Below are 13,552 nucleotides of genomic sequence, written 5' to 3'. Positions count from 1 at the left end.
AATTTTAAAAACCGCCAATTGGCGGTTTTTTTTATTAATTTTATCTTCTTAACCCAAATTGATTCTAATTAATAACATGCAACTAATTTCAAAAGTAGTATTTTCTTTATTTCTTTTTTCCTTAACTACTTATGACTCTTTCACACAAGAGACTTCTATTTCTACTAAATTTATTGAGAACGGTCAACTTTATGCAAATTTTAACGACTTCTCTAAGCCACTAACACAATTTAAAGAGGGAGAAAACTGTATAGTAACCGATTATTTAGGTCAAAATATTTATAAAATAAAATATAAAGAATGGGAAGGCTATGTTAAAGATCAATACATACTTGTTAATGAAAGTATGATGGATTTGTATTTTGATTTTGAGGAAAAACAAAGACTTAAGGCTATTAATGAAAAAGAAAACAGGCTAAAAGAAAGAAAAAATATTGCAAAAGCAGGTGAAAGTCAAATAAATAAGCAAAGAAAGCTCGATTCTATTGCTAAAGCCGAAAAAGAGCAACAAAAACAAATTGAAGCTATTAGGTTTGCCAATGAAAAGTATATTCAGTTAAACAAGCAAAGAAAACTCGATTCTATTACTGAAGCCGAAAAAAAGCAACAAAAACAAATTGAAACCATTAGGATTGCCAATGAAAAGTATATTCAATTAAACAAGCAAAGAAAACTCGATTCTATTGCTAAAGCTGAAGAAGAGCAACAAAAAAAGATTGAAGCAATTAGGATTGCTAATGAAAAGTATATTCAATTAAATAAACAAAGAAAGATTGATTCCATTGCTAAAGCTGAAGAGGAACAACAAAAACAAATTGAAACACTCAGAATTACCAATGAAAAATTAATTCAGTTAAATACTCAAAGAAAAATTGATTCCATTGCTAAAGCTGAAGATGAACAACAAAAACAAATTGAAACACTCAGAATTGCCAATGAAAAGCATATTCAATTAAATAAACAAAGAAAGATTGATTCCATTGCTAAAGCTGAAGATGATCTAAAGAAACAAATTGAAATCCAAAAAATTGCTAGAGAAAAGCAAAGAAAACAAGACTACTTAAATGAAGTTCAACTAGAGCAACAAAAAAAACCAAATTCTATTGTTAAAAATACTGAAGAGGAACAAGAAAAATTAAACTCTCGAAGTACTTGCCATTATTTAATAAACGAATATGATCAATATTATAAACGAGAGGTTATAATAACAGATAAATATTTTATTAACCAAAATTTGAATATTGAATTATTAAGAGAAGGAAGTACTTCTAGAATTCACATAAATTTATTGGAAAATTTAGGTTGTACTAATTACGTTCCAAGCAGTAGGTCTAGTGCAAGAATTACACTTGAAAACAATGAGGTAATTATTTTATACCATTCCGGTAGTTTAGATTGTAATGATTTTAGCTTAAAGGCTATAATATCAGCATCTAAAATAGACCAATTAAAAAATTCTCCAATAAAATCCTTAGAACTAAGAGGGACAAAAAAATCTGTAACTATTTCTGATATTGATTACAAAGAATTTTTTATTGATAAACTAAAATGTATTGAATAAAAAAAGCCTCATCTAATAAAAGATAAGGCTTTAGTACTGAAGACGGGACTTGAACCCGTACGTCCTAATGGACATTGGATTTTAAGTCCAACGTGTCTACCAATTCCACCACTTCAGCATTGGTATATTTTTAAGAAAGTTTCAGAGCGAAAGACGGGATTTGAACCCGCGACCCCCACCTTGGCAAGGTGATGCTCTACCCCTGAGCTACTTTCGCAGTTTTTAATGAACGAGCAATATCGCTATTGCGGATGCAAATTTAAAATTTTTCTCCTAAAACCAAAGCCTTTTTAGAAAAATAAATATAAAATATTTTAAGCGCGTTTTTTCTTGACTAACATACGCTTAATTTCATTCAATTTCATGAGTGCCTCAACGGGTGTAAGTGTATCAATATCAATGTGTAAAATCTCTTCTTTAATATTTTCTAATAATGGATCATCCAAATTAAAAAAACTGAGTTGCATTTCATCTTTTAACGATTTCACCTTATCTGTGAGCTCTTCACTTGAATGAGACTTCTCTAATTTCTTCAAAATAGCATTAGCACGATGCAAAACTTGCTGTGGCATTCCTGCCATTTTTGCAACATGAATACCAAAACTATGTGCACTTCCTCCTTCAACAAGCTTTCTTAAAAAGAGGACATTGTCTTTTAACTCTTTTACAGAAACATTAAAGTTTTTAATTCGCTCAAAAGTTTCACTCATTTCATTTAACTCATGATAATGCGTTGCAAAAAGCGTTTTTGGTTTTGCAGGATGCTCATGAATGTATTCACTAATTGCCCAAGCTATAGAAATACCATCATAAGTACTTGTACCACGTCCAATTTCATCAAGCAATACTAAACTTCTATCAGAAATATTATTTAAAATAGACGCTGTTTCATTCATTTCTACCATAAAAGTAGATTCGCCCATTGATATATTATCACTTGCTCCTACTCTGGTAAATATTTTATCAACCAAACCTATTCTAGCCTCTTTTGCAGGAACAAAACTCCCTATTTGAGCCAATAGAACGATTAAAGCGGTTTGACGCAAAATCGCAGATTTACCAGACATATTGGGACCGGTAATCATAATAATTTGTTGAGAAGTTCTATCTAAAAATACATCATTAGCTATATATGCCTCGCCTATTGGCAATTGCTTTTCAATAACTGGATGGCGTCCATCTTTAATATCTAAATCAAAAGAATCATCAATATTAGGATAGATGTAATTATTATCCTTGGCAAGTTGTGCAAATCCACATAAACAGTCCAACTGACCAATTAAATAAGCGTTTTGCTGCACCGGTTTTATGTATTGATTCATCCAACCGATCAACTCTCCAAACAATTGTTGTTCTATGGTTTGAATTCTATCTTCCGCACCTAAAATTTTAGCCTCGTATTCTTTTAGTTCTTCTGTGATATAGCGTTCTGCACTTACCAAGGTTTGTTTTCTAATCCATTCCTCTGGCACTTTGTCTTTATGTGTATTTCTAACTTCTATATAATAACCAAATACGTTGTTTGATGCTATTTTTAAAGATGTAATACCGGTACGCTCACTTTCACGCTCCAACATTTTGTCTAGGTAATCTTTCCCTGATTTTGACAACCCTCTTAATTCATCTAATTCCACAGAAAAACCAGCAGCAATACTATGTCCTTTCAATACATTTACTGGTGCATCTTCGTTTAAAGTTTCCTTAATTTTTTCACGAAGCACATCGCAACTTTGAAGCGTATCTCCAATAATTTTAAGCGATTCGTTATCACAATTGGATGCTAGTGATTTTATAGGAACAATAGCCTCTAAAGAATTTTTAAGTTGAATAACCTCTCGCGGACTCACCTTTCCCGTCGCAACTTTAGATATTAATCGCTCTAAATCTCCAATATGCTTTATGTGATTTTGAATTTTTTGTAGAACGGTGTTTTCTTTAGTTAAAAAACTAACCACTTCATGGCGCTGTTTAATCTTTTCTACATTCTTTAAAGGCAATGCCAACCATCGCTTTAAAAGTCTTCCGCCCATTGGCGAAATGGTTTTATCAATAACATTTAAAAGCGTTACAGCATTATTATTTGTAGAATTATAAAGCTCTAAATTTCTAATGGTAAACTTATCCATCCACACATAATCATCTTCAGCAATTCTAGAAATTGAGGTAATATGTTGTAATTTTTTATGCTGTGTTTCACCTAAATAATGGAGAATAGAACCTGAAGCTATAATACCTTCATATAAATCTTCAACGCCAAAACCTTTAAGTGTTTTTGTATTGAAATGCTTAATTAAAGTTTCATAAGCATAATCGGTTTGATATACCCAATCTTCCATATAAAACGTATGGAAATCATCACCAAAAGTATCTTTAAAAAGTGTTCGTTTTTGTTTAGAAACCAACACTTCACTTGGGCTAAAATTTTGAAGCAACTTATCTATATACTCCGCATTACCTTGTGAAGTCAAAAACTCCCCTGTTGAAATATCTAAAAACGATATTCCTATATATTTTTTATCGAAATAAACCGAACATAAAAAGTTGTTAGATTTAGATACTAAAACCTCATCATTTAAAGCAACACCAGGAGTTACCAACTCGGTAACACCTCTTTTTACAATATTCTTAGTTAATTTTGGGTCTTCCAATTGGTCGCAAATAGCAACACGTTGTCCTGCTTTAACCAACTTTGGCAAATAAGTGTTTATTGAATGATGCGGAAATCCTGCCAACTCCGTTTCACTATCACTTCCTGCACCTCGCTTGGTTAAAATAATACCTAAAATGCCAGCAGCTTTAACGGCATCTGCACCAAAGGTTTCATAAAAATCGCCAACACGAAACAACAACAAAGCATCAGGATACTTTGCTTTTATTGCATTGTATTGTTTCATTAACGGAGTTTCTTTTTTTGCTTTTTTAGCCAATGGAAAAGTGGTTTTTTAGTCTTATTTTTGTGAAAATTGTAAGAATGCTAATGTAGCATTATTTTGTTTTTTTTTGAAGAACATCCTTTAGAAGTTATCTACAATTATTAACCAATTATTAAATGCGTAAACTAAAAAATAGCGAATTAGACCGATTGAGTGTTGATGAATTTAAAGACACGAAAAAAACACCCATTATTATTGTATTGGATAATATTAGAAGTTTAAACAACATTGGTTCGGTATTTAGAACAAGTGATGCTTTTTTAATTGAAAAAATTTACCTCTGCGGTATTACAGCAACTCCTCCAAACAAAGATATTCATAAAACTGCTTTAGGAAGCACCGATACAGTTGACTGGGAATATATTGAAAACACGATGGATTTAGTTGAAAAACTAAAAGCTGAAAACGTTAAAATCTGCGCTATTGAACAAGCTGAAAACGCCACAATGCTAAATGATTTTAAGGTTGAACCCAATACTAAATACGCTTTAGTTTTTGGAAATGAAGTAAAAGGAGTGGCTCAAAATGTGGTTAACGAGAGTGATGTGGTGATTGAAATCCCACAATTTGGAACCAAACATTCACTTAATATATCTGTGAGTTGTGGTGTTGTAGTTTGGGATATTTTCTCAAAATTAAAAGTGAACAGCTAAAAGTGGTTAAAAAAACAAAGAAACCTTGGCCTACTAAAGATGTGATGGATCAGGTTTATGAAATGAAACTTTGGGGTGGTACAACATTAGATTTTTATTCTGGAGCAGGTTCTCACGATCCAAAAATTATAAACCCTTATTTAAGTACTTTAATTTCATTTTTAGAATCACACAACAACGATTTAATTGTTTGCGATTTAGGCTGTGGTGATTTCAATATTGGAAAACACTTAACTAAATACGCCAAAAAATATATTGCAATAGATATTGTTGAAAAACTTATTACTAGAAATAAAAAACAATATAAAGAAGACAACCTAGAGTTTAGCTGTTTAGATATTGCTAAAGAAGAGGTTCCGCATGGTGATTGTATTATATTACGTCAAGTTTTACAGCATTTATCTAATAAAGAAATACAAATCATCATTAAAAAAATGGCTGCTTATAAATATATCATTTTAACCGAACATATCCCTTTAGGAAACTTCATTCCAAACCAAGACATTATTTCGGGACAAGGTATTAGAATAAAACAAAACAGTGGTGTTAATATTCTAGAAGCACCTTTTAATTTTAAAACTAAAGAAGAAACAGTCCTTGAAGAATATATTTTAGAAAATAATAAAGGACGTATTGTTACAACATTATATAGAGTGTTTTAATTAGAATTAAGCTTGGTTTTAAAACTAAAAAATATAACTTAGCTTATCACTGAATATAAAACCGATTTAAATTTATAATTATGAGAGTTACTTCTATTCTACTTCTAATTTTATTAATCACCAGTTGTAAAACAATAAAAGCGCAAGAACAGAATATATGGAATGGTAAACGTAGCGCCGTTGTTTTAACCTATGATGACGCTCTTAATGTACATTTAGATAATGTGATACCATATCTTAATAAATTCAACATTAAAGGAACCTTTTATTTAATTGGAGAAGCTCAAGTAACTAGTAATAGGTTATTAGATTGGAGAGCTGCTGCTAAAAATGGACACGAACTGGGAAACCATAGTTTAACACATCCTTGTAACGGACAAGTTGAAGGCAGATCGTGGGTACAACCCGAAAAAGATTTAAGCACCTATTCTGTTGAACGCGCTGTAAACGAAATAAGAATTACCAATACACTTTTACGAGCCATTGATGGCAAAACAGAAAGAACTTTTGCTTACCCTTGTGGAGACAAAAAAATTGATAGTGTAAATTATTATGATGCTTTAAAAAATGATTTCGTTGCAGCAAGAGGCGTTAATGCAGGTATGCAACCATTAAATAATGTTGATTTAGATGATGTTAATTGCTATTATATTGATGGGAATTCAGGAGATTATATGATTGATCTTGTTAAAAAAGCAGTAGAATCTAAAACCTTAATTGTTTTTTTATTTCATGGTGTTGGTGGCGAACATAATATTAATGTATCGCTTGAAGCACATAACGAATTAATTAAATATTTAGCTGAACATGAAAACGATATATGGATTGCACCTATGGTAGATGTTGCTAAATATATAAAGAAAATGCAGCCTTAAAAACAAACATATCACACTAAAAGTAAAGCGAATAAAACACTCTAAATGAAAAAAAAATTCTTTTGCTTTTATTTCTATTCCATGTTTTTTGCTTGCTTTAGCCAAAATAATTCTTCTAACTCAAAAATTAAAAAAATTATTGAAACTCAAACTTATGAAGTCACTTCATCTGATAATAAAAGGTATGTTTATACGTCTGAAATTAATGAATACAATTACAACATTAAGGGGCAAGAGATTTCTAATCTTGCAAAGACATATTATAATAAAAAACCATACAGAACTACTCAAACTAATTATTTTTATAACAAAGAAGATCAAATTGACTACACAGATAACTTTAATTTAAAAGACTCTATTCGATACAAGGTGAACTACTTTTACACAAGCAACAAACTTGTTAAGAAAAGTGCTTACTACATTATTAATGAAAAGGAAATAAATTATAATGAAAAATATTCTTATGATAAAGATGGGAAATTAACAAAAAGCAATTATTTATATTTAGAAAAATATTTAGATTCTTATATTGGTCAAAGAGATTTAAATGCTCTCTTTACATATAATAAAAAAGAACAGTTAATTGAATCTGATTGGACTAAATCTGATAGCAGCTATAAGTATAATAGAATAGTGCATTTTAGAAATCGAAAAGGAAGAATCACTAAAGAAAAGGAATATGATAAAAATGGCAATCTAATAAAAACAAATATTTATAAATATATTTTTGACTCTAAGAATAACTGGACAATCCTCAAATGCTATGAAAAGAAATCATTAGTTAAATCAATATATCGTGAAATTGAATATTTTGATTAAATCTATTTCTTTTTAATTGCTACTTACTCCCCACAAATCTCACCCAAAACCCATAAATAATCAGATCTATTATCTATAAAATCTCTGTCAGAAATATCAATAATTTTTACGTTAAAATCGGGTTGCGATTTTAGAAAATCTAAATACCCTGTATTAATTTTTTCTAGATAGTTGTTATCAATATTTTGTTCGTAGTCACGTCCGCGTTTTTTTATGTTTTCTTGTAAGCGTTCTGTGTTTTGGTATAAATACACATACAAATCTGGCTTTCGTAAATCTTTATACATCAGGTAAAAAAGCTTTCGATAGAGTTTAAACTCATCTTCCTGCAAAGTAATTTTAGAGAATATTAGCGATTTAAACACATCGTAATCACTCACAATAAAATCTTTAAACAAATCGAGTTGCGATAAATCGTCACTAATTTGTTGGTAACGGTCTGCTAGAAAAGACATTTCTAAAGTAAAGGCATACCTGTGAGCATCTTCATAAAACTTTGGCAAAAACGGATTGTCTGCAAAACGCTCTAAAATGAGTTTCGCATTAAAATCGTGTGCTATTTTTTTAGCTAAACTGGTTTTTCCTGCACCAATATTTCCTTCAATAGCAATGTAATTATATTGTGTAAAGTTGAAGTTTTTACTTGGGTTTTTCAACCAAATACTTATAGGTTCTAAAACAGAATCATCTTCACATTCATTTAATAAAACAGCCACTTCTTTATTAAACGTTGGGTGTTTTACTTTTGAAGCCACATCGTTTAGCGGTTGCAAAACAAACTTACGTTTTTGCATTTCAGGATGTGGTAATTGCAATGTTTCTGTGTCTATAATTTTATCTTCAACAAAAACAATATCTAAATCTATTATTCTAGCTTCGTAAGTGTTCTTTTTAGTTCTAACACGCCCCAAAGCTGTTTCAATTTCTAATAAAATATCAAGTGCTTCTTGGGGTTCTAAATAACTTTCTAAAACCAAACAACAGTTAAAAAAATCGTCGCTTTCAAAACCAAATGCAGGCGATTTATAAACCTTAGAAATTAGCTTAACATTACCTAAGGCTAGGTGTATAGCATCAATGGCATCTTGCAAATTTTTAAATTTATCACCCTTATTACTACCTAAAGCAATATAATATGTTGTTGGTTTAATCATGGAGAGCAAAATAACTAAAACAATTTTTAATACTTTATATTTACAAGACCTATTTATTCACAATTATAAATGACTGTAAAAGACAAACTCGCGGCACAACGTATTTACATGCTTTTAGGAGCTCTATTCATCACATCTTTAGTTGTTTCAAACCTCATTTTTCAGAAATTTTTTTATTGGCACCCATTTCATATTGAAATTTTTGGAACCAAACTATTTGAAATCTCAGTAGGCATTTTACCTTACCCAATTACCTTTTTAATCACCGATTTAATAAGTGAAATTTATGGTAAAAAACGAGCTAATGATGTTGTTGCAACCGGTATTTTTGCTTCTATTTTTTCGCTTTCAATTGTTCTTATTGCGGATATTGCTCCGGCTACAAATTGGTCACCTGTATCAGATAAAATATTTAATGATGTTTTTGGTAGTACTGTTATAGCTGTAACCGCAAGTATGCTAGCCTATTTATTTGCGCAATTTATAGACATCCAAATTTATCACTTTTGGAAACGGTTAACTAAAGGCAAACATTTATGGTTACGTAACAACTTTTCTACTTTTTTATCACAATTTATAGACACTTTTACCATTTTAATTTTACTCTGTTCATTTAATATTATTGAGTGGGATAAATTCACAGGATTACTAATTAGTGGTTTTTTATTTAAAGTACTCATCGCTATTTGCGATACTCCTTTTATGTATTTAGGTGTTTATTTATTCAAAAAACGCTTTAATTTAAAGGTAAACGAAGAGATTAACTTACTATAATGGTATGCGTTAATATTAATACGACTTAGGTTAAATTTATATTAAACTTTTCTCTTACTTAGCCTAAAAAATAAACACCAACGTATATTTATATAAAATGTGTGTTAATAACTGAGCATAAAATTAACTTCAAAAAATAATCTTTAGTTACTTGGCAAAATACATTTAACAGATAAACAAATTAACCAAATGAAAAAGGCTTTAAAAATTATTGGCATTACATTACTTATTGTTATCGCTCTTTTAGTAGCTATTCCTTTTGCTTTTCAAGGTCAAATAAAAGATATAGTGAAACGTTTTATAAATGATAACTTAAACGCAAAAGTTGAATTTAGCGATGTTAGTTTAAGTTTTATTAGAAGTTTTCCACAAGCTCATGTAAGTGTTTCAGACCTGGTTATTACAAACTTTAAACCTTTTGAAGATGAAACTTTTGTAACAGCTAAAAACATTTCGTTTACCATGTCTATTAAAGAGTTGTTTAAAAAAGCGGAAGAAGATCCTATTATTGTAAATTCAATAAATATTGATGAAGCGCTTTTAACTTTAAAAACAGATAAATTTGGTAATAACAATTATGATATTACTAAAGAAAAAGAAAATCAAGTTGCCGCAGATAACAGCCAAAGTTTCGCTTTTGATATTGAAGATTACAAAATAAACAATAGTGCGTTAACGTATATAGATGAAGTTTCTAAAACTCAAATTTATATTACCGAATTAAACCACGAAGGAAAAGGTATATTTTCTACCGATGTTTCAGAACTAGACACAAAAAGTGAAGCGAATGTAAGTTTTAGCTTAGATAGCACAAACTACTTAAGCAGCAATCCGGTAAAATTAGACGCTATAATTGGTCTAGACTTAAACAACAGCAAGTACACTTTTAAAGAAAATAAAGCATTTATAAATCAGTTGCCAATAGAATTTAAAGGTTATGTACAACAGCTTGAAAACGGACAGGATATTGATATTTCTTTTGAAAATCCAGGCTCTGATTTTAAAGATTTCTTAGCTGTTATTCCAAAAGAATATTCTAAAACCATTGAAAACGTTCAAACCACGGGAGATTTTAAAATAAAAGGTATTGTTAAAGGCTTAATTTCAGATGAAACTATTCCTAATTTAGACATAAGTATTACATCAAACAATTCATCTTTTAAATATCCAGATTTACCAAAACGTGTAAGTAATATTACTATAAATACTTCTATAAAAAATACAACAGGAAATGTTGATGACACCTATGTTGATATTAAAAGGTTAGATTTTAAAATTGATGATGATATTTTTAAATCGTCTGCTACCATAAAAAACATTACCAAAAACATGCTTGTAAATGCTAATATTGATGGTATATTAAATTTAGCAAACATTACAAAAGTGTACCCTATTGAATTTGATAATACGTTAAGTGGTATTTTAAAAGGAAAAATAAATACATCTTTTGATATGAATGCGATTGAAACTAATGCCTACGAACGCATTAAAAATAATGGTTCTGCAAGTATTACAGATTTTGTTTTTTCTTCTGAAGATATTGTAAATCCTATCCATATTTCAGAGGCAAGTATGACATTCAATCCTGAAACCGTTTCACTTAACAACTTTAAAGCTAAAACAGGAGAAAGTGACTTGAATGCCACAGGAACAATAAAAAATTTACTTGGCTTTTTATTAAGCGATAATACTCTAAAAGGTGAATTTAATGTGAATTCAAACCTCTTTAAAGTAAGTGATTTTATGAGTGCCGATGATGAAAAAGCAACTGAAAACAAAACAACTTCTGATAAAGCTTCATTAAAAATTCCTGCTTTCTTGGAATGTGCCATAAATGCCAATGCAAAAACAGTTGTTTACGATAATTTAAATTTAAAAGACGTTACAGGCACATTATATATAAAAGATCAGCAAGCATCACTACAAAATATGACATCAAGTATTTTTGATGGCGCATTATCTATTTCGGGAGATGTTTCAACAAAAAACGAAACACCTACTTTTAATTTAAATCTTGGAGCCAATGGATTTGACATTGCAAAATCATTTAAAGACTTAGAGTTACTACAAAACTTAGCACCTATTGCTAAATTGTTTCACGGAAAATTAAACACGACTCTTAATCTTTCAGGAGAATTAGACAAAGAGTTCTCGCCCAATTTAAGCACCATGTCTGGAAATGCTTTAGCAGAACTTTTAACAACTCAAATTAACGCCAATAAAGGTGAGTTATTTAATAAACTGGAAGGCGCATTAAGTTTTATAAATTTTGACAAACTCAATTTAAAAGATTTAAAAACCAATCTAACTTTTGCAAATGGCAAAGTAAGTGTAAAACCTTTCGATTTAAAGTATGAAGACATTGCTATTACAGTTTCTGGTGCTCATGGTTTTGATAAAACTATGGATTACAACGCTGTTTTTAATGTCCCTGCAAAATATTTAGGTAGTGAAGTAAACCGCTTAATTGGTAAAATAGATACTGATGAAGCAAAAAACATAACCATACCAATAACCGCAAATATTGGTGGTACATTAACTAGCCCAAATGTTAAAACCGATTTAACTAGTGGTATTTCAAATTTAACAAAACAACTTATTGAAATTGAAAAGCAAAAACTACTTAATCAAGGTAAAGACAAAGTAAAGGGCATGTTAGGTAATATTATTGGTAGTAATAAAACAAAAACAGACTCTATTAAAAAAGAGCAAGACAACACTGTTAAAGATGTTTTAAAAGGCATTATTGGCAACAATAAAACAGAAACCGATTCTACTACCAAAACAAATACAACAAAAGACGCCGTTAAAAATGTACTTGGTGGCCTATTAGGTAAAAAGAAAAAAGTACAAGATACCGTTAAATAATATTCTGTATTAATTTTAGTGTTTTCTAAAATAAAGTCGCGTATTTATTAGGTTTTCTCAATAAAAAGGTTACATTATACATTGGGATAAATTTTAAACTTTAATATAATATATGAGGCAATTAAAAATCACAAAGCAAGTTACCAACCGAGAATCTAAATCTCTAGACAAATATTTACAAGACATTAGTAAAATACCTTTAATTACTGCCGAGGAAGAAGTAGAATTAGCACAACGCATTAAAAAAGGAGATCAAAAAGCTTTAGACACACTCGCAACTGCTAACTTACGTTTTGTAGTTTCTGTTTCAAAACAATATCAAAATCAAGGTTTAACCCTACCAGATTTAATAAACGAAGGTAATGCTGGTTTAGTAAAAGCGGCTAAACGTTTTGATGAAACTAGAGGTTTTAAATTTATATCTTATGCAGTTTGGTGGATTAGACAAGCAATTCTTCAAGCTTTAGCAGAACAATCTCGAATAGTTAGATTACCTTTGAACAAAATTGGTTCTATTAATAAAATAAACAAAGCTTATTCATTTTTAGAACAGGAACATGAAAGACCACCTAGTGCAGATGAAATAGCAAAGAGATTAGACCTTACCATTAACGATGTAAAGCAATCTATGAAAATTTCTGGCAGACATCTATCAATGGATGCGCCTTTTAAAGAAGGTGAAACGTCAAATTTATATGATGTTTTAAATTCGAGTGAATCGCCTAGACCAGATAGTGATTTAATGAAAGATTCTTTAAATGTTGAAGTAAATCGAGCATTAGATACACTTTCAGAAAAAGAGTCTGAAGTAATTCGCCATTATTATGGTATTAGTAAAAAACAACCTATGAGCCTTCAAGAAATTGGAGATTCTTTTGGTTTAACTCGAGAACGAGTAAGACAAATAAAAGAAAAAGGTATTCGTAGATTAAGGCATGCCTCAAAAAGTAAAGTACTAAAAACGTATTTAGGATAATCCTAAAAAGTAAATTAAATAATTAAAAAAAATACATGTTAAAAATTATTGTAAAAGACGGAGAAAACATAGAACGTGCATTAAAACGTTATAAAAGAAAACACCGTAACATTAAAGTGATGCAAAATTTAAGAGACGGTCAATTTTTCACAAAACCATCTGTTAGAAGACGTCGCGAAGTTCAAAAAGCAGAATACATTCAAAACTTAAGAGATCAAGAAGATATTTAATCTCCTATTTGTTTGAAACAAAATATAAATCCCGTTTACCTATAAGT

Annotated in this window: 11 protein-coding genes and 2 tRNA genes; 9 read left to right on the top strand and 4 right to left on the bottom strand. The window is 30.0% G+C overall.

Going from position 1 to position 13,552, the window contains the following annotated elements:
- Positions 1–76 precede the first annotated feature (76 nt).
- Entirely contained in the window at positions 77–1,561 is a 1,485-nt protein-coding gene (locus BT151_RS05815; protein ID WP_072400792.1) for a hypothetical protein, read from the top strand.
- Between the two features lie 34 nt (positions 1,562–1,595).
- On the opposite strand, the gene BT151_RS05810 is transcribed toward BT151_RS05815, so the two are convergent.
- From BT151_RS05810 to mutS, 3 genes are all read right to left on the bottom strand, one after another.
- Positions 1,596–1,679: transfer RNA gene (locus tag BT151_RS05810), tRNA-Leu, on the bottom strand.
- Between the two features lie 27 nt (positions 1,680–1,706).
- Positions 1,707–1,778, bottom strand: a tRNA-Gly gene (locus BT151_RS05805).
- A gap of 97 nt (positions 1,779–1,875) precedes the next feature.
- Positions 1,876–4,488, bottom strand: a complete 2,613-nt coding sequence (gene mutS, locus BT151_RS05800) for a DNA mismatch repair protein MutS (RefSeq protein WP_072400791.1) — start codon at positions 4,486–4,488, stop codon at positions 1,876–1,878.
- A gap of 122 nt (positions 4,489–4,610) precedes the next feature.
- Between mutS and BT151_RS05795 the strand changes: the two genes are divergently transcribed.
- From BT151_RS05795 to BT151_RS05780, 4 genes are all read left to right on the top strand, one after another.
- Positions 4,611–5,147: an RNA methyltransferase gene (locus BT151_RS05795; protein ID WP_072400790.1), complete on the top strand. Its 537-nt coding sequence runs from the start codon at positions 4,611–4,613 to the stop codon at positions 5,145–5,147.
- Positions 5,148–5,149: 2 nt separating this feature from the next.
- The gene (locus BT151_RS05790; RefSeq protein ID WP_072400789.1) at positions 5,150–5,809 is read left to right on the top strand and encodes a class I SAM-dependent methyltransferase; all 660 of its coding nucleotides are present in this window, start codon (positions 5,150–5,152) and stop codon (positions 5,807–5,809) included.
- An 80-nt stretch (positions 5,810–5,889) separates the two neighbouring features.
- Positions 5,890–6,684, top strand: coding sequence for a polysaccharide deacetylase family protein (locus tag BT151_RS05785; protein WP_072400788.1), 795 nt, complete (start codon positions 5,890–5,892; stop codon positions 6,682–6,684).
- Between the two features lie 45 nt (positions 6,685–6,729).
- Positions 6,730–7,503: a hypothetical protein gene (locus BT151_RS05780; protein ID WP_143144256.1), complete on the top strand. Its 774-nt coding sequence runs from the start codon at positions 6,730–6,732 to the stop codon at positions 7,501–7,503.
- A gap of 23 nt (positions 7,504–7,526) precedes the next feature.
- Here BT151_RS05780 and folK read toward each other — a convergent pair whose 3' ends face one another.
- On the bottom strand, positions 7,527–8,657 hold the full coding sequence (gene folK, locus BT151_RS05775) for a 2-amino-4-hydroxy-6-hydroxymethyldihydropteridine diphosphokinase (RefSeq protein WP_072400786.1): 1,131 nt from the start codon (positions 8,655–8,657) through the stop codon (positions 7,527–7,529).
- Positions 8,658–8,726: 69 nt separating this feature from the next.
- On the opposite strand from folK, the gene BT151_RS05770 reads away from it, so the two are divergent.
- From BT151_RS05770 to rpsU, 4 genes are all read left to right on the top strand, one after another.
- Positions 8,727–9,431 (top strand): queuosine precursor transporter, encoded by a 705-nt coding sequence (locus BT151_RS05770; RefSeq protein WP_072400785.1) that lies wholly within the window; start codon positions 8,727–8,729, stop codon positions 9,429–9,431.
- 189 nt (positions 9,432–9,620) lie between these two features.
- A complete protein-coding gene (locus tag BT151_RS05765) occupies positions 9,621–12,299 on the top strand; it encodes an AsmA-like C-terminal region-containing protein (protein WP_072400784.1) in 2,679 nt (892 codons plus the stop codon).
- A gap of 112 nt (positions 12,300–12,411) precedes the next feature.
- Positions 12,412–13,275: a sigma-70 family RNA polymerase sigma factor gene (locus BT151_RS05760; RefSeq protein ID WP_072400783.1), complete on the top strand. Its 864-nt coding sequence runs from the start codon at positions 12,412–12,414 to the stop codon at positions 13,273–13,275.
- Positions 13,276–13,310: 35 nt separating this feature from the next.
- Positions 13,311–13,505, top strand: a complete 195-nt coding sequence (gene rpsU / locus BT151_RS05755; RefSeq protein ID WP_072400782.1) for a 30S ribosomal protein S21 — start codon at positions 13,311–13,313, stop codon at positions 13,503–13,505.
- Positions 13,506–13,552 lie beyond the last annotated feature (47 nt).

It is taken from the genome of Flaviramulus basaltis (assembly GCF_900114265.1).
GTDB lineage: Bacteria > Bacteroidota > Bacteroidia > Flavobacteriales > Flavobacteriaceae > Flaviramulus > Flaviramulus basaltis.
The sequence above is the reverse complement of the archived record's forward strand: the minus strand, read 5'-3'. Positions and strand labels throughout refer to the sequence as shown.

Coding starts and splice junctions, on each gene's coding strand:
- rpsU (WP_072400782.1), top strand. CDS start 13,311: ATGTTAAAAATTATTGTAAAAGACGGAGAAAACATAGAACGTGCATTA.
- BT151_RS05765 (WP_072400784.1), top strand. CDS start 9,621: ATGAAAAAGGCTTTAAAAATTATTGGCATTACATTACTTATTGTTATC.
- BT151_RS05760 (WP_072400783.1), top strand. CDS start 12,412: ATGAGGCAATTAAAAATCACAAAGCAAGTTACCAACCGAGAATCTAAA.
- folK (WP_072400786.1), bottom strand. CDS start 8,657: ATGATTAAACCAACAACATATTATATTGCTTTAGGTAGTAATAAGGGT.
- BT151_RS05780 (WP_143144256.1), top strand. CDS start 6,730: ATGAAAAAAAAATTCTTTTGCTTTTATTTCTATTCCATGTTTTTTGCT.
- BT151_RS05795 (WP_072400790.1), top strand. CDS start 4,611: ATGCGTAAACTAAAAAATAGCGAATTAGACCGATTGAGTGTTGATGAA.
- BT151_RS05785 (WP_072400788.1), top strand. CDS start 5,890: ATGAGAGTTACTTCTATTCTACTTCTAATTTTATTAATCACCAGTTGT.
- BT151_RS05815 (WP_072400792.1), top strand. CDS start 77: ATGCAACTAATTTCAAAAGTAGTATTTTCTTTATTTCTTTTTTCCTTA.
- BT151_RS05770 (WP_072400785.1), top strand. CDS start 8,727: ATGACTGTAAAAGACAAACTCGCGGCACAACGTATTTACATGCTTTTA.